This is a genomic window from Bradyrhizobium sp. WSM4873 (genome assembly GCF_055811355.1).
The window spans coordinates 26,919-47,053 of the sequence record NZ_JBVVPS010000045.1 but is presented as its reverse complement, the minus strand read 5'-3'; the positions used below and the strand labels follow the sequence as shown (position 1 = coordinate 47,053).

15 protein-coding genes, 3 pseudogenes and 1 other annotated feature are annotated in these 20,135 nt (G+C 60.7%); of the genes and pseudogenes, 16 read left to right on the top strand and 2 right to left on the bottom strand.

Annotated elements, in window-relative coordinates; translation table 11 throughout:
* Window positions 1-294: pseudogene (locus AC0L21_RS34470) on the top strand (IS256 family transposase); the annotation flags it as partial.
* A 205-nt stretch (window positions 295-499) separates the two neighbouring features.
* On the opposite strand, the gene AC0L21_RS34465 reads toward AC0L21_RS34470, so the two are convergent.
* Together AC0L21_RS34465 and AC0L21_RS34460 are read right to left on the bottom strand one after the other, a co-directional pair.
* A complete protein-coding gene (locus AC0L21_RS34465; protein ID WP_473266183.1) occupies window positions 500-721 on the bottom strand; it encodes a hypothetical protein in 222 nt (73 codons plus the stop codon).
* Window positions 666-779: a sequence feature (AL1L pseudoknot), on the top strand. It overlaps the preceding gene by 56 nt.
* 5 nt (window positions 780-784) lie before the next feature.
* Window positions 785-886, bottom strand: a complete 102-nt coding sequence (locus AC0L21_RS34460; protein ID WP_473266186.1) for a hypothetical protein — start codon at window positions 884-886, stop codon at window positions 785-787.
* Between AC0L21_RS34460 and AC0L21_RS34455 the strand changes: the two genes are divergently transcribed.
* From AC0L21_RS34455 to pimD, 15 genes and pseudogenes are all read left to right on the top strand, one after another.
* The gene (locus AC0L21_RS34455) at window positions 855-1,031 is read left to right on the top strand and encodes a hypothetical protein (RefSeq protein ID WP_317246504.1); all 177 of its coding nucleotides are present in this window, start codon (window positions 855-857) and stop codon (window positions 1,029-1,031) included. The two genes, AC0L21_RS34460 and AC0L21_RS34455, sit on opposite strands and share 32 nt — an antisense overlap.
* An 849-nt stretch (window positions 1,032-1,880) precedes the next feature.
* Complete coding sequence (locus tag AC0L21_RS34450; protein WP_473266180.1) at window positions 1,881-3,770, top strand: IucA/IucC family protein; 1,890 nt, start codon at window positions 1,881-1,883, stop codon at window positions 3,768-3,770.
* A gap of 173 nt (window positions 3,771-3,943) precedes the next feature.
* Window positions 3,944-4,834 carry a DUF736 family protein gene (locus AC0L21_RS34445; RefSeq protein ID WP_473266179.1) on the top strand — a complete coding sequence of 297 codons (891 nt, stop codon included), beginning with the start codon at window positions 3,944-3,946 and terminating at the stop codon, window positions 4,832-4,834.
* A 206-nt stretch (window positions 4,835-5,040) separates the two neighbouring features.
* Complete coding sequence (locus AC0L21_RS34440; protein WP_473266178.1) at window positions 5,041-7,260, top strand: acetate--CoA ligase family protein; 2,220 nt, start codon at window positions 5,041-5,043, stop codon at window positions 7,258-7,260.
* Between the two features lie 233 nt (window positions 7,261-7,493).
* Entirely contained in the window at window positions 7,494-7,664 is a 171-nt protein-coding gene (locus tag AC0L21_RS34435; protein WP_473266175.1) for a hypothetical protein, read from the top strand.
* A pseudogene (locus AC0L21_RS34430) lies at window positions 7,657-7,878 on the top strand (CoA transferase); the annotation flags it as partial. The gene AC0L21_RS34435 and the pseudogene AC0L21_RS34430, both read left to right, overlap by 8 nt.
* Window positions 7,879-8,200: 322 nt before the next feature.
* Window positions 8,201-8,416: a hypothetical protein gene (locus AC0L21_RS34425; RefSeq protein ID WP_473266173.1), complete on the top strand. Its 216-nt coding sequence runs from the start codon at window positions 8,201-8,203 to the stop codon at window positions 8,414-8,416.
* Window positions 8,417-9,421: 1,005 nt separating this feature from the next.
* Window positions 9,422-10,171: an electron transfer flavoprotein subunit beta/FixA family protein gene (locus tag AC0L21_RS34420; protein WP_473266171.1), complete on the top strand. Its 750-nt coding sequence runs from the start codon at window positions 9,422-9,424 to the stop codon at window positions 10,169-10,171.
* Window positions 10,171-11,115 (top strand): electron transfer flavoprotein subunit alpha/FixB family protein, encoded by a 945-nt coding sequence (locus AC0L21_RS34415; protein ID WP_473266170.1) that lies wholly within the window; start codon window positions 10,171-10,173, stop codon window positions 11,113-11,115. The genes AC0L21_RS34420 and AC0L21_RS34415 overlap by 1 nt, the downstream gene beginning before the upstream one ends.
* Window positions 11,116-11,444: 329 nt before the next feature.
* Complete coding sequence (locus AC0L21_RS34410) at window positions 11,445-11,639, top strand: hypothetical protein (RefSeq protein ID WP_473266167.1); 195 nt, start codon at window positions 11,445-11,447, stop codon at window positions 11,637-11,639.
* Window positions 11,640-12,472: 833 nt separating this feature from the next.
* Window positions 12,473-12,781, top strand: a pseudogene (locus AC0L21_RS34405) (ArdC-like ssDNA-binding domain-containing protein); the annotation flags it as partial.
* Window positions 12,782-13,559: 778 nt separating this feature from the next.
* Entirely contained in the window at window positions 13,560-15,656 is a 2,097-nt protein-coding gene (locus AC0L21_RS34400) for a 3-hydroxyacyl-CoA dehydrogenase NAD-binding domain-containing protein (protein WP_473266166.1), read from the top strand.
* Window positions 15,657-16,008: 352 nt separating this feature from the next.
* Entirely contained in the window at window positions 16,009-17,196 is a 1,188-nt protein-coding gene (locus AC0L21_RS34395) for an acetyl-CoA C-acyltransferase (protein WP_473266164.1), read from the top strand.
* Between the two features lie 144 nt (window positions 17,197-17,340).
* A complete protein-coding gene (pimC, locus tag AC0L21_RS34390; RefSeq protein WP_473266161.1) occupies window positions 17,341-18,531 on the top strand; it encodes a pimeloyl-CoA dehydrogenase large subunit in 1,191 nt (396 codons plus the stop codon).
* A 158-nt stretch (window positions 18,532-18,689) separates the two neighbouring features.
* Window positions 18,690-19,829, top strand: a complete 1,140-nt coding sequence (pimD, locus tag AC0L21_RS34385) for a pimeloyl-CoA dehydrogenase small subunit (RefSeq protein ID WP_473266158.1) — start codon at window positions 18,690-18,692, stop codon at window positions 19,827-19,829.
* Window positions 19,830-20,135 lie beyond the last annotated feature (306 nt).

The following is a 20,135-nucleotide window of genomic DNA, read 5'->3' as shown; positions in this document are numbered from 1 at the left end:
GAAATCCTGACTGTCGTCCGGTTGAAGCTGCCGAAGGAGCTTCGTCGATCGCTCGCCTGTACCAACATCGCCGAGAACATGATGGGCACCATTCGCCGCGTCACGCGCAACGTCAAACGCTGGCGGGATGCCGGTATGGCCTTGCGATGGGTCGCGGCCGGCATGATCGAGGCCAACAAGGGCTTTCGACGATTGAAGGCGCATAAGCAATTGTCGGTTCTGCGTGCAGCCCTTCAAGCTCACCACGATCGCATGACGATCAAGCCCGTTGCCCACGTCTCGAGGGCCGCGTAACATTCATCCCGGCAACGTCGGCCCGACGTAGTTCAACACCGATCGGGACATCCCTTTTGAACCGCCACTGGGCTGCCAGAGGCTCAAAATCTTGAGAGGAGGGAGCCATGAGGAACGAGGCGACAAGCCGGACCCGAGCGGTTCCTAGTCTGGATCACGCCAGGGAACACCCTTTCGCGCAGGGCGGCAGTGACGCCGATTGCGGTCAGATCGGCTGCACGCCGCAGAGGCTGGACGACTGGGCCAATAAGGCCGAGGTCGATAGCGGGTAGTGGGCCGCCGTCCCGACCGACAGGCCCGAGAACGCTGAAGGGCTGGAAAGGGGAGAAGCGCGAGCTTCGGCAGGCCAAACAAATTCTGCGCACAGCGAGCGCTGGTTTGCGATGGCGGAGCTCAACCGCAGGTCCAAGCCCATGATCGCCTTCATCGACGATCATCGTGGGGTGCATGGGGCGAGCCGATCTGCAAGTCTCCCGAGCGTCCCTTGGGCCTACCACGCCCATTTGGCCAAGCGGCAAAGCGGACTAAGCCTGAAATAGCTCACCAGTTTCGGCGGGCTATTGAGCCGGCTGAGGTCGCCGATCGCCGCCACGATGCCGGCGGCGACCGACAGATTCGCGCCGGTCACCGTTATCAATCGGTTGGCCGCGGAATTGTCGATGCGCGATCTCGCGGTCGAGCAGGGCGAGGTCTTCCGCCAGCCGCCCAAGCTCGGGCACGTGCCGATCTATCGCTGAGCGCTCATCGTCTGGAAGCTGTTGAGCGGCCACCCACACCCGGCCGCGAGCGTCGAACAGATCGGCGTGCGGGCACTTCGGGACCAATTACGCGTGCAGGATCGAATACACCTCGTTCTCGAGTCGCGCGCGATGCCGCACGACCTGGTAGCGCGTGACAAAAATAGTCGGCGTTCACATCATGCACTGGCGGTGCCACGCTCGGCAGGGCATTTGCAGAGCCCACTATGTCCGCTTCCAGACCCATACGGTCGAGACTCGACATTCCGCCGCGCAATCATTCCAGCGGCTGGCGGAAAGGCGAAATGTCCCCCTCTTTGTCTCTCTCTTAAGCGAGATCGCGCACGCTGTCGTGGCACACCGATTGCTGAGAGATTGCGGGCTTGTCATCGCTACTCACGGAGGAACATCCAAATTGATCACAAAGACCAAAACGTTGGGGGCGGTTCCGATTCAAGCTGTGTCACTCCTGCCTTTGTCGAATGATGACACGGCAGGTCGTTCGTCTATGCCGTACGGCATCAGCACGCCCTTGCAGAGGTGCTCCCAGAGGCACAAGCGCAGACTGGACATTAAATCATCTGTTCTCATGCTACTCTCCGCCCGGTCAATGGGCTTGGCGCTGGTTATCCTGCTCTGTCACATCAATTTCAGGTTGAAGGTGTTTCGAATTCTAGGGCTGATGTCAGCCCGAGGCATTGACCTCTCAAGTCGCAGCTCATGTAACTGGCCGCGAAACTCGAAGAGGCCATTCCCGCAAAACCCTAGTGAGCCGCTCAGCTACAACGCCGCGTTCTTCACGGTGAGCGCGTCGGCCTGTTTGCTCGCCATTTTGCTGGAGGAAGTGTGATGGAGGAGAGGACGGCTTCTTCGGCAGACGCTGGGATTAAGGCGCGCACCTCGGAGCTTTGGTTGGGCGCATCGCGCAATGCCATCCGCCGGCTGGTCCGCTGTCTATTCGCCGAGCGTCTCCTCGACCCCGATGCATTGATGTGGGCTCGGGAAAGCAACGAAGCATGGCTCCCCATTTGGCGATCACGCGAGGTCCTGCATTTTACGGATTTGCACCGTGCGCCTGCCGGAACGTTTCAAAATCGGGGTTCAATCGAAGTAATAGACGAGACCGGCGCTCGCTACCGGATCGACAATCCTTCCGATCTCATCGGACAGATCGCGCCCGCTTTGGCACTCACGCCCGCAACGGACGACGTTCAGCGTCTAATCCGTGACGTCGAGGACAGCATGCGTAACGACGCCCTCGCACGTAGTTACCGGGAACACTGGAGCGCAGAGATTCGAGCTAAAATAGCCGAAGCAGGAGCCCGGGATTTCCTAGAGTATCTCCAGAATCTGCCGCCGCACCTGAGCGCAATTGCTCTCGATCAGTGGGGAGCGCTGGAGGGTCATCCCTTCTACCCGACATGGAAGGCCAAATCCGGCCTGCCGCCCCAGGACGTCGCTGCCTTGTCGCCTGAGTTCGGTGCTCGCGTGCGCGTCCGAATAGCCGCGTTACGCAAAGAATGGTGCTATGTGGAGAAGATGCCGCATGTCGGCAGTTATTCAGAATGGTTCTCACAAAACTTCCCGGAGCTCTCGTGCGAATGGGCCGAAAGCTTGAGCAAACGTGGAAAGTCCGCTGAGGACTGGCTGCCCCTGCCTGTCCATATCTGGCACCTAGACAATTGTCTGCGCCGTGAATTCGCGTCCGAGATAAGTTCCGGAGTTTTCGACCCGAACGGCCCGGAGATCGTAACGCTGCCGTCAATGTCGTTCCGCACAATGCTGCCGGACACTCAGGAGCCGAGACCGTTTATCAAATTGCCGGTGGCGATTTGGATGACCAGCGAGCAGCGCATTCTGCAGGCCAAGTCAATTTACATGGGACCGCGTCTCAGCACTTTGATCTCCCAAATTCTATCAAATGAGCGGCGCCTCTCGGACGGGTTGGAGATATTCACAGAAGAACTGGGGGCAATCCTTCACCACCCCGTAACAGGCGACGAGCATCCGGGCCGCTTTCTTTCAGTTGTCTACCGCAACTCCGGTGCATTGACGCGAAATGATGGACTATTACCGGTCACTGTGGCAGCGCTCCTTACGGCGAGCCCGATCGACGGTCGCCCGCTCATTTGCGAATTGATTGCGAGAGACAGCGGTGAAAACGAACCCGTCGTGTCTTCGTTCTTCCGTGCCTATGTGAGGACAGTGATCGGGCCGATACTCACCATGTATCTGCTTTACGGACTAGCCGTTGAGGCGCATCAGCAGAACAGTACAATTCTATTCGACCAAATCGGCCGCCCTAAAAAACTGCTACTTCGTGATTTCGGCGACGCCCGCAGCTTTGTTCCCCTGCTCAAGGAACGAGGGTACGATCTCAAGCCCTTCACTCGGACGGGGATCTTACCAACGGCCTTTGACGACGATATCAGTATCGTGCGCTCATTCGTCATCGACGCGTGCTTCGTCTGCCACCTTCATGAGGTCGCACTGTGCCTCAACGAAATTTATAAACCGTCAGGCACATGCTTTTGGCACATCCTACGGGAAGAAACCGAGGCAGTCTTTGACGCGCTCAGGCCGCGCATGATGTCGGATGCATTCTGGCTCGAAGAACGCAAGGCGTTTCTTGACGATCCCTGGCGGACCCGCTCGGTGCTAAGCATGCATCTGGAGCGCTATCGGGACTTTCGAGTTGAGCACGAGTTACCAAATCCGCTGGCGGGAGTGAAATGTTAGTGCCCCTGCGGCGTCTCGTGGCTTCGGACCTGTCACATAGCTGCAACCCTCCGCGAACTACCGGTTTCAGGCGTTCGAATTGAGCTTATCGTCCGCTCGAAAGTGGAGTTGGCCATAAGTGTCGGTGCGGAGCGAGCTGAAGAAGTGTTTTCCGCCTTCAGACAGGATCTACAATGCGCAGACTAAACCGCGAGTGGAGATCGCCATACGACGAGGCCGCGATGGTCGCGGGCTTGAAGCACGCCAGGAGAAATGACGTGGCTAACATCGTAAGAAGGTCAGCAACGATTTCGAGGGCGAGATCATCACTCTGGGGTTGGCAGGCTTTTCGTATCTTCGGCAAAGGCCAACTCTCCAGCCAAAACCGTCCGAGCCGCCGTCTCTATATGGGCCGGACGAGATCGAGGCTGCCTGGTCGAAGCACGCGGAGGGAAGGCCCTGACTATCTCTCACTCAAGTTCGATGATCCTTCCTTCAACGCACCGATCTACGCCGACCTGTTCGACGAACTTGTCGAAGGCGCAACCTGTTCTGGTTATGGCCGCGGAAGAACGGGAAAGTGGCAGACTTGCGGCCCCGCACAAACTGACCGGACGGGGGTTATTCGGCCGCAGCCGAGTTGTAGTGCGGCCGCTGCATGGGGACAGTCTGTCTATCTCTCAGCAAACCGCCTCACTTGCGCTCATACCCGTGCTCGGTCTGGAGACCTGTCGAACGAGAAATCCTCGCTTTCGTCTAATCGCGCGGTGAATTTCGGCTATGTGATGGCCCACATCGAAGAAACGCGGCTGCTGACCCGGCTAGTATACGAACAAAGAGGTGATTGCCCGAAGGTCGGCCAAGACTCGGTCGCGACACCAGGCGTCCATTGTCTCTTGCCTAGACGCTTACCCATTCGGCTGCTCGGAGTTGTGATTGTCGTGCTGTTTGCATTGATCCTTCGTTCGATCCTGATGCAGCGTCGATTGCGTTTACCTGGAATTTTGCTGCTCTTTTTTCGCATGTTGATCGCTGCGCCTCGGCGTTCACGGTTCAAAGAGGGCTCTAGCATTGGACACTGGTGACCAGTGCATTATGGCCGACGCAGGCACCCTTGCCGAGGATTGTGTGGTACTATCGGTGTGCCCTCATTTAGCTCACTTCAGCCGTCGGCCCGCGACCACCTTAGAGCGCCGGGCGGTGTCTTGAGGTCCCTGCAAGCGAGAGGCGCAAAGCTGAGACCATGAAGCACAGGGTCTCGGCGGAAGAGCTACAGGGAAGAACTGGAACTATGGAAGCACACGTATCGACTACTGCCGTTTCGTCGGATAGTTGGTCACCCGCACCCGATGCGAGTCATATCATTAGCGGCATTCATGCGATGCTGCACCCGCGCAATATTGTACTGGTCGGCGCCACCGACAAGCCCGGCAATTATGCCGAGCGCATTTGGAACAATCTCATCAAGTACAAGTATCGAGGCGGGCTCTACCCTGTAAATGGACGGAGAGACGTGGTCTGGGGAGTGACTTGTTACAAGGATTTTGTTTCCCTTCCGGAAAAGCCGGACCATGTGCTTGTGCTGGTGCCGGCGCGTTTCGTGGTTCAAGTCGTGCGGGATGCTGCCGCGGCGGGCGCTCGGTCGGCAACGATCGTCACTTCGGGCTTCAGCGAGCTGCAGGACGAGGAGAGTCAGCGGCTCGCCGCCGAACTCAACGTCGCGGTGCGTGAGACAGGCATTGCAATAACAGGCCCAAATTGCCTCGGCAATCTGAGTGCGGGCGAAAAGCTCTTCACTAATCTCGACGATCGGATCGTCACCATGGAGCAGGGGCCGGTCGCAATCGCGGGCCAATCCGGAGCCATCGTGATGATGATTCGCCAGGCGTTGGAGGATCGCGGCGTCGGTGTCGGCTATATGGTCACCACAGGCAACGAGGCCGGGCTAGAGACCCCGGATCTGATGACATATTTCGCCGCCGATCCTTCCATCCGAGTCATCGTCGTTTACCTCGAGGGCGTGCGAAACGCTCAGACCTTTCGGAATGCCTGCAAAGCAGCGCGTGCTGCTGGCAAACCTGTTATTGCGTTGAAACTCGGGAGTTCCGAAGGCGGACGCGCCGCCGCCATGGCGCACACCGGGTCGCTGGCGGGCTCAATCGAGTCCTTCGATGCAATATCGACGCGCGAGGGAGTGATCCGAGTACGTGGACTCGACGAACTCGTGGAAACCACCGAATGTTTCGTTCATGCGCAACTGCCTAAAGGCAACCGCCTCGCTGCGGTGACGCTGTCCGGCGGAAAGCGTGGGCTCTTGATTGACGCATTCCATTCGGTGGGGCTCAATTTTCCTCCACTCAGCAAGAATGCCAGCGAGAAGCTCGCAACGATGCTCGGGCCGGGCTCGATTATCGGCAATCCGCTGGACGCGGGATTTGCAGCAGTTGTCGATCCATCAGTTTACATCAAATCGATCGAAATCATGATCGAAGACTCGGATGTCGACATCGTCATCATTGACGCCGACTTGCCGAAGATGCCGCATGAATTGCGCGAGCGCAATTTGCGCATCGTCAACGGCATGGCGAGCAGCGCGACGAAGCCCGTAATCTACATCAGCCCGGTGTCCATGGGCTTTACCGAACATACAACTGCCTTGCGCAAGACATTGCCTGACATCGCTGTCATGCAAGGTATGGACCGCGCGGTCGGCGCAATCAAGGCGCTGATCGATTATGCCGCACTCGAAAAGGACGTGCCGGATATTATTTCCTCTTCCAACCCCCAGGCCCGGGCGGTCCTGGAAAAGACCTTGAATAGTGCCAGCGGCGCCGCGCTCGACGAGATCGCCTCCAAAAAGCTGCTCAAAGCTTATGGCATCCCGATCTCGAAGGAGGCAATAGCACGGACGGCCGACGAGGCTGCAAGCGTCGCCAAGAAGGTCGGCTTTCCCGTCGTGGCAAAAGTAGTCAGCGCGGACATTTTGCACAAATCGGATATCGGCGGCGTGGTGCTCAATCTCAATAGCACTGCCGAGGTAAAAAAGGCATTCAACGACATCGCCGCCCGCGTCAAGAAATTGAAGGGGAAGCCGCACCTCGAAGGCATTTTGATCACGCAGCAGGTCAAGGCCGATCTCGAGCTCGTGATAGGCGCCTCGCTTGATGCCGAGATGGGACCGGTGGTGCTATTCGGTACGGGGGGCGTCGATATCGAGTTGATGAAAGACGTAGCGCTCGCCGGCGCGCCGATCGATGCCACCGAGGCCGCAAAGTTGATCCGTCGCACCAAGGCCGGCGTGAAGATAAAGGGCTACCGCGGCCGGCCGGCCCTGAACAAAGGCTCTGTGATCAGTGCGTTAGTTGGACTTTCCAATTTGATCGCCGATGCTGATGGTCGCATCGCCTCGATCGACGTCAATCCATTTCTACTCACTGCCAAAAGCGGGGTCGCAGTGGACGCGCTCGTAGTCTTGCGGAATCATGCAAGCAAGCGCGAGGGCGAATCGTAAGAGTTGCATGTGTCGGCTCGATCATTTCCGTGGAAGCACTACTGACCAGGACCAGGGCATTCTCTGCTTCGGGCGATGCGGGCCATCGAATTCGAACACAATGGCATCGCGAGTATACGAACGGCGCTTGAGGCGCGAACGGACGTGTTCCGCCTCAGAAGAGTCATTGAGGAGAAAACCTTCCTATTGGTCCTGCCGCTTTCTGGCATCAATTTATCCTTGACCTCACGCGTGTGCTCGCCTGCGCCCTTGTCGGCGCCGATGCTGGCGATATCGGCGCGAAGGTGATTAAAACGAGCGGCCCGGCACCGGCGACGACGCGCGCGCCTTCGGACTTCCTCACCGACCCGATCCCCGGGGTCAAGGAGAACAACAACATTCTATCTCTGCGCAAACCGCAATAAGAACTCGGTTACCGTCAACATCGCCAAGCCCGGTGGGCGGGAGATCATCTGTCAGCTTACCGAAGACGTAGAGGTATTCATGGAGAACTACGAGGTTGGGATCTCAAGCGTTTCGGCTCGACTACGAGTGGGGGCCTCAAGAAGATCAATCCCAGCATCATCTAGTGGTCGTCACAGGCCAGACCGGGCCCTATGCGCCGCGCGCCGGTTATGACCGGGTCTTCCAGGCTATGGGGTGATGAGTGTCACCGGCCACATGGACGGCGGGCCGTGTCCGGGGCCGATGAAGTCGGTCCTTCGATCGTCGACTACATGACCGGCATGAACGTCTCGATCGACCTTCCTGTCGGCCCTCTATTACCGAGAGGTCAATGGCGGGGCAGGGCAGCACATCGATGTCTCCCTGCTCGACGCCGCGATGACCTCGCTCAACCACGATCTCCAAATTATTCGTGAATGGCAATAGCCCGCCCAGCCGGCGGACTTGGGGCAATGGTGCGTTGGCAGTCCGTGTGTTTCGCTGCGCGGAGGATGAGATGATGCTGATGATCGGCAATGACGGTCAGTTTGCCCGGGCATGCGCCGCTCTCGAGGCACCTGAACTCGCTACCAACCGAAACTCCTCAAGAACAACGATTGCGTCACCAACGGCAAGGAAATCATGGCGATCTTTGCTGGTCCTCCATCAAAAAACCACGGTGGCGCAGTGGCTCCGCAAGCTGGAGAAGGCGGTGTCCCTTGCGGTCCGGTAGACCAACTTTTACCAGGTGTTCGTCGATCCGCACGTCGCCAAGCGCGGCATGCGGGTGAACGTGAAGGACAAGTTCGTCCCAGCTGACCTTGATCCGCAACGCGCTGACCTTCCGAGACACCGATCACCTAATATCGCGCCCCGCTGCTGCTCGACGAGAATGCGCACGTCGTGTTGACCGCCTGAGATGAGTGGCTGCGGTCGCGGCGGCGCCAGCGGTGCTTATGGCAGTCGCATTAAGCTTTGGTGCAGCGGTTTGGGCGTGCGCGCAGTCGCAGTAGAAAAAAGGAGGCGCTCTTTGCAGTTCGTGCAGCGATGTTGATTGTTGCAGAATCCGCCTTGGCCGCCTCTGCTGCCATAGTGCGTTGTGTCCGTAGCTGCATCGTGCACAGCCCTAACCTACGCCATCATAGGGACTATTTCCCGGCCGAGCTGGTCGCTTGCCCGAATGACGCTTCGAACGTCCTGCAATTTGACTAAGCGTGAAAGGACGGGACTGATTCTGGCGCAATGGCCGCTAAGGGCGGCACTATTTGCTGATCGCCTAGCGGACGGCGTTCGCTGTGAACGCGTTGCTGAACGTGGCGTTGGTCTGGTTTGACAGTCCGCGGCTCGAAGCGCGTAGAAACCGAAGGCTGCGCTTTGGCCCGCCTCAAAGGGGGCGGCTGGAGTGTGTTAACGTCATGACCAGCCGGGATGTTTGCGGCGCATGATGGACGGTCTTTAGGGGCATTTTCCTTCCACGCGAGAGTGCTCGACCCGTCCTGTCTCGGCCGTGGCAGGATCTATTGTTCGGCTTGCTTCCATCTGCTGCCGCTGATCGGTCGCCAGCCGCAACTATTTGGACGCAATCATGTCCCTCACGCGGAAGACGAGTTAGAGCACCGCCCCTTTGCTGCGTCTGAGTGACCTGTAGCGCACAAAATCTGCGCTTTGGTCGCGATCCACGCGGATGGACTCAATCAATTCGTGATAACTCCCTCCCAGATTGAGTGAAAGAGGATCGATGAAGGTCTTGGTGCCGGTAAAGCGGTTGGTCGATTACAACGTCAAGGTCCGCGTCAAGAGCGATGGATCGGGTGTTGAACTCGCCAACGTCAAAATGTCGATGAACCCGTTCGACGAAATTGCGGTCGAAGAAGCGCTGCGCCTGAAGGAAGCCGGCAAGGCGACCGAAGTCGTGGTGGTCTCGATCGGACCGGCGCAGGCGTCGGAAACGATCCGCACCGGTCTCGCCATGGGTGCCGATCGCGGCATCCTGGTGAAGGCCGAGGGTGCGGTCGAGCCGCTCGCGGTCGCCAAGATCCTGAAGAAGATTGCGGACGAAGAGCAGCCGGGCCTGATCATTCTCGGCAAGCAGGCGATCGACGACGACAGCAATCAGACCGGCCAGATGCTGGCCGCGCTGCTCGGCTGGTCGCAGGCGACCTTCGCCTCGAAGCTCGAGGTTGAAGGCAGCGACTTCAAGGTCACCCGCGAAGTCGACGGCGGCTTGCAGACCGTGAAGCTGAAGGGACCGGCGATCGTCACCACCGATCTCCGTCTCAACGAGCCGCGCTACGCCTCGCTGCCGAACATCATGAAGGCCAAAAAGAAGCCGATCGCGGACAAGACGGCCGCCGATTACGGCGTCGATCTCACCGCGCGCCTCGAGGTTCTCAACACGACCGAGCCGGCGGGCCGCAAGGCGGGCGTCAAGGTCAAGGACGTCGCCGAGCTGGTGTCGAAACTCAAGAACGAAGCCGGGGTGCTCTGATGACGACGCTTTTGATTGCCGAACACGACAATGCGTCGCTCAAGGATGCGACCAACAAGGCCCTGACCGCAGCGGCGGCGCTCGGCGCGGATGTCGAGGTTCTGGTGGCCGGCGAGAACGCCAAGGCTGCGGCCGACGCCGCCGCAAAGCTTGCCGGTGTGAAGAAGGTGCTGCTCGCCGACGGCGCGCTTTACGCGCACGATCTGGCCGAGCCGCTGGCCGCGCTGATCGTCTCGCTGGCTCCCGGCTACGACGCCATCGTCGCGCCCGCGACCTCGCGCTTCAAGAATGTGATGCCGCGCGTCGCGGCCCTGCTCGACGTCATGCAGGTCTCAGAGATCACCAAGGTGGTCGCCCCCGACACCTATGAGCGTCCGATCTACGCCGGCAACGCCATCCAGACGGTGAAGTCGAAGGACGCCAAGAAGGTCATTACGGTGCGCACCTCCACCTTCGCCGCAGCGGGTGAAGGCGGCAGCGCGTCGATCGAGAGCGTCGCGGCGGCGGCCGATCCGGGCTTGTCGTCCTTTGTCGGCGAGGAAGTCGCGAAGAGCGATCGTCCCGAACTGACCTCGGCCAAGATCATCGTCTCCGGTGGCCGCGCCATGCAGAGCCGCGAGAACTTCGCAAAGTACATCGAGCCGCTCGCCGACAAGCTCGGCGCCGGCGTCGGCGCTTCGCGTGCGGCGGTGGATGCGGGCTATGCCCCGAACGACTGGCAGGTCGGCCAGACCGGCAAGGTCGTGGCCCCCGAGCTCTATGTCGCGGTCGGCATTTCCGGCGCGATCCAGCATCTGGCCGGCATGAAGGACTCCAAGGTGATCGTCGCGATCAACAAGGACGAGGACGCGCCGATCTTCCAGGTTGCCGATTACGGCCTGGTCGCCGACCTCTACCAGGCGGTTCCGGAGCTGACCGCCGAACTCGGCAAGCTCGGCAAGTAAAACGCGCTAAAACACCGGCCGGAGCCATAAACTCCGGCCGGTGTTGCTTTTCTGAGGGGGTATCTTCAGTGCTGCCGCGCGATGGCAAGGCTTCGTTTATTATCGAGGTCTAGCGGGCATGCTCTCCGAATGTTTCTAGTCGTAGGCCAGACTGCGAACGCGATGGTCGCATTGGACGATAGAGCAGGTTTTGCCTTTTTCTACTTGTCCTCATGAGTGGCCGCTGATGGTCGGGCTGCGGAGGGGCATTCCTGGATCCGACCCACCAGCTCACACAAGATGTTTCGGTTGGTTTCGTTGATCCCCGTGAGGCGCTGAAGCTCGGCGCTATGTCGGGTTATACTGATGCCAAGAACAGTAGCTGCGCCGTATACCCCTCATTCTCGACCTGCAAGGGGCTGACGCTCAAGAACGTCTTCTTCGCTTTCACGAACTGGGACTTCTCCCTGCTGATAGGCGAGATCTACTTCCTGCTTTCCGCCCTCATCTCGCTGCTCTACCGGCCCGAGACGTCTACGCGTTGATAGCCGCCTTTTTGGAGTGTCCCTGATCGGTTACACAATCAAGCAGGAGGTCTCGACCAGGTTCAAGATCTAGTTATCTAGCGACGTCCGTGCGGCCGCCCATGTAGGCGTCCTCATCTGCGCCGCGCGCTATAGGCTCAACAAAGAGCACTTCGCTTGGCGGGGAGAGTAGTGCTAGATGTGGAGGTGCTTCTTGCTCACCGCCGAGATGTTGCGATCGTGTTTCTGGTTGGGAGCACGCTGTTCGGTTGCATATATCATCGCCTGTCTTTAGAATCGAAACGATGCCTTCAGTTCGCTTCGTATCGGCGCTTACAATAACTTCCTGCGATTCCGACTGACGGAAGACTGCCTCGATATGTTTGTTGTTGGCGTTCCGCAGCGGGACGACTGGGGTACCAATCCGAAACGTCACAAAAACAGGCCCGATCCGGGGTCCCGATGTTCCGAAAGCTGAACTGAAACGGCATTTAATCGAAAAAGGTTCGGGTCAGACTTCGGCCGAAGCAGGGCCAGCCGGTCTCGTCGCTGCATTCGACCAGTGTGCCCCTTGGGGCGCTATGCTCGCTCTCCGGGTGCCATTTTGCCTTGGGGCGACGCGCCCTTGGCGCACGCCTGGTTGGGCCTGCGGCCCTAAAGTAACAAGTCCTGAACAATGGAACGTAAGGCGGAGCGCGTTGCAGATTTCGCATTCCGTCGTTTGTGTGCGTGCGGCGCCTCGCAAATCACGCCACCTCGATTCCGCCTAAAGAAGCTGAGACTAAGAGTGCCGGTCGGGTTTTGCCGCGAGGGGGTACAGGCTGCGAGAGAGGCTCGCGGTGCCCGTCGCGGAGATCAGCGATGTCCAGATACTATCTTCGGGCGCGCACCGGCGAGGACCGGACGACGAAATCAGCAAGAAGATTTTAGGCGAACTTGAGCCGGCCGAGTGCCGTGGGTACAGCCCTGGGGTATCCCGGCTGCGACAGGGTCGTTGGCCATGGCTTACCTTCCGCTAGGAGCTGTCGCTCGGGTCACGTCCGCAATGGCGAGCGTGGGACTACTGTTGTCTCTGGTAACCGTTTGTACCGGTCCACGAAAAGCGGCGCGCGAGCGAGAACGGTGAGGAAGCACAGGCCATTCCGTTCCTCAAGCGCTTTACGGGTCTCATTCTCGAATACCTCGAAGTCGCTGCCCGGTCGAGCGGATCAGCGAGCGGTTGAACTGGCTGTTGTGCTCCCGACCCCAAGTCCAACGGTTGCGCGGTTGGGTTAACGCTCGCTCGCCGTTCGCCCGAGCTCGGCGAAATCGCTGTCGTGCGACCTTCGATTGACTACGGAGGGGGTCTGGTTTTTGGCTCATGCCACTATGGTGCTAGGCAATCGGCACTCGCAAACAGCGCAAAATCCGTCGTGATTGCTCGAATCGAGTAGCCCGACGGCTCATGATCAACTCCGGCCGAAAAAGGGGATGTTGCGCAGAAATACAGCATAAATCTCCGGGCCATTGCATTAATCGATATGGACCTCCTGTTACTCTACTGCCTCCCAACTGAACCTGTTCGGATGGGGTTCCAATAAGGACGGTTGTCCCAAGGACATGGTAGCTAGGCATGTTTAAATACTTTTACCGCCTCCGCATGATCAAGCATGCCGAGTGTTTCCGACGCAGCAGGCGGGATTTGCAGCAATTAATCCGGTGGCGGTGCAACCTGATGCTGCTCGGACCCGAACTAGTGCGGCCCCACAGGGCAACCCAACCAGTTCGGCAATAAATCAGTCCCCCGGAAATTCGTCCCTTGCGACTCACACCGACGGCAGAGCGTATGTCTGGCAGTCATCATCAGCAGCTGGTTCGAGGCATCGCACCGAGCGTTTGAGCCTTGCTAGCTGAACTGGTCCGCTACCCACCCGATTTTATTGTTTCACTGAGGAGCCCACCGTGAACGAAGTGGTCAAGCTTGAGCGTCATGACGAAGTCGGGATCGTCACGGTCGACAGCCCTCCGGTCAACGCGCTGAGCGCCGCGGTTCGCGGCGGAATTCTGGAATGCATCAAGGCCGCGGTCGCCGATCCCGCGATCAAGGGCATCGTGCTGACCTGTGCCGGCCGCACCTTCATCGCGGGCGCCGACATCACTGAATTCGGCAAGCCGCCGAAGCCGCCCGCCCTCAACGACGTGCTTTCCGAGATCGAGAATTCACCGAAGCCGGTCGTGGCCGCGATCCACGGCACCGCGCTCGGCGGCGGCCTTGAGGTCGCGCTCGCCTGTCATTTCCGCGTTGCGGTGAAGGAAGCCAAGCTCGGCCTGCCCGAGGTGAAGCTCGGCCTGCTGCCGGGCGCCGGTGGCACCCAGCGCCTGCCGCGCGCAGTCGGGCCGGAGCTTGCGGTCAAGATGATCGTCGGCGGTGATCCGATCGGCGCTGCGGAAGCGCTGAAGAACGGTCTGATCGAGGAGATCGTCGAGGGCCCGGCCGCCGGAGGCGAAGCCTTCGTACGAAAGCTGCTGGCTGAAAAGCGTCCGCTGCGCCGTCTGCGTGACGACGACTCCAAGATTGCGGCGGCCAAGGCCGACCGCTCGATCTTCACCAATGCGGTCGCCGCCATGACCAAGAAGTCGCGCGGCCTGGAAGCGCCGTTCGCAGCGGCCGACGCCGTCGGCTACGCCCTCGACCTGCCGTTCGACGAGGGCCTCAAGAAGGAGCGCGAGGGCTTCCTGAAGCTCGTCGCCAGCGATCAGTCCAAGGCGCAGCGTTATGCCTTCTTCGCCGAGCGCGAGGCCAGCAAGATCGCCGGTGTTCCTGAAGGGACCAAGCCGCGGCCCGTGAACCGCGTCGCCATCCTCGGCGCCGGCACGATGGGCGGCGGCATCGCGATGTCCTTTGCCAATGCCGGCGTTCCCGTCACCCTGATCGAGACCGGCGAGGAGCAGCTCAAGCGCGGCATGGGCATCATGCAGAAGAACTGGGAAGCGACCGCGGCGCGCGGCGGCATCCCGGCGGACGCGCCCGCCAAGCGCATGGCGCTGATCAACGGCGTCGTCGGCATCGAGAACGTCGGCGATGCCGACCTCGTCATCGAAGCCGTGTTCGAGACCATGGCGGTGAAGAAGGAAGTGTTCGGCAAGCTCGACCAGTACGTCAAGCCGGGCGCCGTGCTCGCCTCCAACACCTCGTACCTGAACATCGACGAGATCGCGAAGTCGACCAAGCGTCCGCAGGACGTGCTCGGCATGCACTTCTTCTCGCCCGCCAACGTCATGAAACTGTGTGAGATCGTGCGCGCCGACAAGACCGCGCCGGATGCCCTCGTGACCGCGGTCAACATCGCACGGAAAATCGCAAAAGTGCCGGCCGTGGTCGGCGTCTGCGACGGCTTTGTCGGCAACCGCATGCTGGCCCAGCGCGGCAAGCAGTCGGAGAAGTTGCTGTTCGAAGGTGCCTTGCCCCAGCAGGTCGACGCCGTCGTGACGAAATTCGGCATGCCGATGGGGCCGTTCGCGATGGGTGACCTCGCCGGCCTCGACATCGGCTGGCGCTCGCGCAAGGACCGCGGCATCAAGTCGGAGATCGCGGACGCGCTCTGCGAAGCCGGGCGCTTCGGCCAGAAGACCGGCAAGGGCTATTACAAATACGAAGCCGGCTCCCGTTCGGCGCTGCCGGATCCCGAAGTCGAGAAGCTGATCGATGAGACGCTGCTGCGCATGGGCCGCAAAAAGCGCGTCGTCAGTGACGACGAGATCCTCGAGCGCATGATGTATCCGATGATCAACGAGGGCGCGAAGATCCTGGAGGAAGGCATCGCCGCGCGCCCGTCCGATATCGACGTGGTCTGGCTCTATGGCTATGGCTGGCCGATCTACCGCGGCGGCCCGATGTTCTGGGCCGATACCGTCGGCCTCAAGCACATTGCCGATCGTCTCTCTTTCTACGCCAAGGAGACCAACGACCCCAGCCTCGAGCCCGCGCCGCTGCTGAAGAAGCTCGCGGCCGAAGGCAAGACCTTCGCGTCGCTCGCGGCGGCTTCGAAAGCGGCGTGATGATCGCTACCTCTTTGCCGTTATTCCACGTCGCGCAATTGCGCATCATAGCTCGCGACGGAGTCTGTCATCGAGCCGCACTTGCCGCGGCCCCGGTGATCGCACCCAGGAATGACGAGTGACGTGTTGCGGAACCATGACCTATCCCGGCGAACAGTTTTATCTTCAGGGCGCGGGTTGGGGCGACACCATCGTCCAGGGCGCGTGCCCAACGTCTTTGTCAAAAGCAGCCGCTGACTACCGCCCGCACGCACTGGAGTTTCGCGACCGCCCAACGAACTCACGGTAAATGGCCGAGGGCGCGGCAGCAGAAATAGTCACAATTCACCCAACCCGCATCAGGAGGTCGTTCTTGACCGACGCCGTCATCGTTTCCACCGCCCGCACCCCGATCGGCAAGGCCTATCGCGGTGCGCTCAACGCCACGGAGGGCGCGACCCTGCTCGGCCACGTTATCGGTGAGGCCGTCGCCCGCGCCAAGATTGACCCCAAGGAGGTCGAGGACGTCGTGATGGGGGTGGCGCTTCAGCAGGGTTCAACCGGCAGCAACATCGCGCGCAAGGCGCTGCTGCGCGCTGGCCTGCCCGTTACCGTTTCCGGCGCCACGGTTGACCGACAATGCGCCTCGGGACTTCAGGCCATCGCGCTCGCGGCGCGTTCGGTGATCTTCGACGGCGTCGAGATCGCGGTCGGCGGCGGTGGCGAGTCGATCAGCCTCGTGCAGAACGACAAGATGAATTCGTTCCACATGCGAGATCCGGCGCTGCTCAAGATCAAGGGCGATGCCTATATGCCCATGATCGACACGGCCGAGGTGGTGGCCAAACGCTACGGCATCTCGCGCCAGAAGCAGGACGAATATTCGCTGGAGAGCCAGCGCCGCGCCGCGGCCGCCCAACAGGGCGGCAAGTTCAGGGAGGAGATCGCGCCGGTCACGACCCAGATGACGGTGACGGATAAGGCGACCGGCGCGGTTTCCTTTAAGGAGGTGACGTTGTCGCGGTACGAGGGCCCGCGCCCCGAAACCACGGCCGAAGGACTGGCCGGACTCAAGCCCGTGCGCGGCGAAGGTTTCACCATCACCGCCGGCAATGCCAGCCAGCTCTCGGACGGCGCCAGCGCTTCCGTGATCATGAGCGACAAGGAAGCGGCCAAGCGTGGCCTCAAGCCGCTCGGCATCTTCCGCGGTTTCGTCACCGCCGGCTGCGAGCCAGATGAGATGGGCATCGGCCCGGCCTTCGCCGTGCCGATCCTGCTCAAGCGCCACGGCCTCAAGGTCGAGGACATCGATATCTGGGAGCTAAATGAAGCCTTCGCTGTGCAGGTGCTGTATTGCCGCGACAAGCTCGGCATCGATCCCGAAAGAATCAACGTCGACGGCGGCGCGATCTCGATCGGCCATCCCTACGGCATGTCCGGCGCGCGCCTGGCCGGCCACGCCTTGATTGAGGGCCGTCGCCGCAAAGCCAAATACGCGGTCGTCACCATGTGCGTCGGTGGCGGCATGGGCGCGGCGGGTTTGTTCGAGGTCTTGCCGTAACCTAGTTGCGTAATTGCGCACGCGCGGCCGGGACCCATGCTCCGCGGCCGGATTTTGGGGCAAGGACGGGAGTGGCTTTCGTAACAACGAAGGCTTGGCGGTTATGGGTCCCGACCTTCGGGGCGCCCCTTACAGGAGGACACGATGGATCTCGCATTCACGAAGGAAGAGCAGGCGTTTCGCGAGGAAGTGCGGACATTCTTCCGCGACAACGTGCCGCCGGATACAAGGCGCAAGCTGGTCGAGGGCCGCCACCTCTCCAAGAACGAGATGGTGACGTGGTGGCGCATCCTCAACAAGAAGGGGTGGGGCGTCAGCCACTGGCCCAAGGAATATGGCGGCACCGGCTGGACAAGCGTGCAGCACTACATCTTCACCGAGGAGCTACAGTCCTATCCGGCACAGCCACCGCTCGCCTTTAGCGTCAGCATGGTCGGTCCGGTCATCTACACCTTCGGCAACGAGGAGCAGAAGAAGAAGTACCTGCCACGCATCGCCAATGTCGACGATTGGTGGTGCCAGGGCTTCTCCGAGCCCGGCTCCGGCTCCGACCTCGCCTCGCTGAAGACTAAGGCCGAGCGCAGCGGCGACAGGTGGATCATCAATGGCCAGAAGACCTGGACCACGCTGGCCCAGCACGCCGACATGATCTTCTGCCTCTGCCGCACCGATCCTTCCGCCAAGAAGCAGATGGGCATCTCCTTCATCGTGTTCTCGATGAAGTCGAAGGGCGTCACGGTGCGCCCGATCCAGACCATCGATGGCGGCCATGAGGTCAACGAAGTCTTCTTCGACGACGTCGAGGTCCCCTACGAGAACCTGATCGGCGAGGAGAATAAGGGCTGGGATTACGCAAAATTCCTGCTCGGCCATGAGCGGACCGGCTTGGCTCGCGTTGGCCTCTCCAAGGAGCGGCTGCGCCGCATCCGCGATCTCGCCGGGAAGGTCGAATCCGGCGGCAAGCCGATCATCCAGGACGCGGCCTTCCGCGACAAGCTCGCGGCCTGCGAGATCGAGCTCAAGGCGCTCGAGCTGACCCAGCTCCGCGTCGTCGCCGACGAAGGCAAGCACGGCAAGGGAAAGCCCAACCCGGCATCCTCAGTGCTGAAGATCAAGGGCTCCGAGATCCAGCAGACCACCACCGAGCTGCTGATGGAAGTGATCGGCCCGTTCGCAGCACCCTATGACGTGCACGGCGACGACGGCTCGAACGAAGCCATGGACTGGACCGCCCAGATCGCGCCGAGCTACTTCAACAACCGCAAGGTCTCGATCTACGGCGGCTCCGACGAGATTCAGCGAAACATCATTGCCAAAGCGGTGCTAGGAGTTTGACCCGCGAATTACGCAATTGCGCGGTGGGGCGGGATCCAACAGGCCGCGGCGGTCGCGAGCACGGCAGGCGGCCGCGTTTATTGGTTCCCCGCCTTCCCGGGGTCGACGTCTGAGGGTGAGCCGAGGGCAGGGCAATTCCCGCCCATTTGGAGAGCAGCATGGATTTTGGTTTGACCGAGGAGCAGCGGCTTCTCAAGGAAAGCATCGACGGTCTGCTGACCGATTCCTACGATTTCGAGCAGCGCAAGAAGTATATGAAGGAGAAGGGAGGCTGGAGCAAAGCCGTCTGGGGCAAGCTCGCAGAGCAGGGTCTCTTGGGCCTGCCCTTTGCGGACGCCGATGGCGGCTTCGGCGGCGGCGGTGTCGAGACCATGATCGTCATGGAAGCGCTCGGCAAGGCGCTGGTGCTCGAGCCGTATCTGGCGACCGTCGTGATCGGCGGCGGCTTCCTGCGCCATGCCGGCGGCGATGCGCAGAAGGCCGCGCACGTTCCTGGCATCATCGGCGGCAGCAAGACTTTGGCGTTCGCCCAGCTCGAGAAGAACTCGCGCTACGATCTGTTCGACGTCACCACGACGGCGAAGAAGGGCGACGGTTGGGTCATCGACGGCGAGAAGTTCGTCGTGCTGAACGGCGAGAACGCGGAGACGCTGGTTGTCACAGCCCGCACCAAGGGCGACCGCCGCGACAAGTCTGGCATCGGCGTGTTCCTGGTCCCGGCGAACGCCAAGGGCGTGACCAAGAAGTCCTATCCGACCCAAGACGGCCTGCACGCCGCCGACATCACTTTCACCGGCGTCGAAATCGGCGCCGATGCGGCGCTCGGCAATCCCGACGACTCGCTCGCGCTGATCGAGCGCGTGGTCGACGAAGCCCGCATCGCGCTCTGCGCCGAAGCTGTCGGCCTGATGGACGAATCGCTCAAGACCACGGTCGAGTACATCAAGACGCGCAAGCAGTTCGGCGTGCCGATCGGTTCGTTTCAGTCGCTGCAGCACCGCGCCTCCGATATGTTCGTCGCCACCGAGCAGGCGCGATCGATGTCCATGTTTGCGACCATGGCTGTTGATTTTGAGGACGCCAAGGAGCGCAGCAGCGCGGTTGCCGCGGCCAAGGTGCAGATTGGCAAGTCGCTGAAGTTCGTGGGACAGCAGGCGATCCAGCTCCACGGCGGCATCGGCATGACCATGGAGGCGAAGATCGGCCACTACTTCAAGCGCCTGACCATGATTGAGAACTCGTTTGGCGACACCGACTACCACCAGCGCCGCGTCGGGGACGCGGGTGGGGTGATCTGACAATGGTCGTCATCCCGGGCCATCGCGACCTGTCCGCCGAAGCTCAAGGAGCGAAGGCGGAAGCGATGAGCCCGGGTCGCGAGCGAAACGAAGCAATTCAGTATCTTTTCCGCGAGACATTCTGGATTGCCTCCTCGCTTACGCGTCTGGCAATGGCGGAGCAGCGGAATCAGGGAAGGTTCGATCTCACCGCTAAGCTAGCCGTCGTTACCTGCGCCAGCCCGCATGAACTGTGCATTTTCTTTGCCGGGACGCCTGGGAAGAACGAGAAGCGGGCTGCCGTGGGCACCGGCGTTGGAGACATCG

Coding starts and splice junctions, on each gene's coding strand:
- AC0L21_RS34425 (WP_473266173.1), top strand. CDS start 8,201: ATGATGCTGATGATCGGCAATGACGGTCAGTTTGCCCGGGCATGCGCC.
- AC0L21_RS34440 (WP_473266178.1), top strand. CDS start 5,041: ATGGAAGCACACGTATCGACTACTGCCGTTTCGTCGGATAGTTGGTCA.
- AC0L21_RS34415 (WP_473266170.1), top strand. CDS start 10,171: ATGACGACGCTTTTGATTGCCGAACACGACAATGCGTCGCTCAAGGAT.
- AC0L21_RS34465 (WP_473266183.1), bottom strand. CDS start 721: ATGAAGGCGATCATGGGCTTGGACCTGCGGTTGAGCTCCGCCATCGCA.
- pimD (WP_473266158.1), top strand. CDS start 18,690: ATGGATTTTGGTTTGACCGAGGAGCAGCGGCTTCTCAAGGAAAGCATC.
- pimC (WP_473266161.1), top strand. CDS start 17,341: ATGGATCTCGCATTCACGAAGGAAGAGCAGGCGTTTCGCGAGGAAGTG.
- AC0L21_RS34410 (WP_473266167.1), top strand. CDS start 11,445: ATGTCGGGTTATACTGATGCCAAGAACAGTAGCTGCGCCGTATACCCC.
- AC0L21_RS34420 (WP_473266171.1), top strand. CDS start 9,422: ATGAAGGTCTTGGTGCCGGTAAAGCGGTTGGTCGATTACAACGTCAAG.
- AC0L21_RS34450 (WP_473266180.1), top strand. CDS start 1,881: ATGGAGGAGAGGACGGCTTCTTCGGCAGACGCTGGGATTAAGGCGCGC.
- AC0L21_RS34445 (WP_473266179.1), top strand. CDS start 3,944: ATGCGCAGACTAAACCGCGAGTGGAGATCGCCATACGACGAGGCCGCG.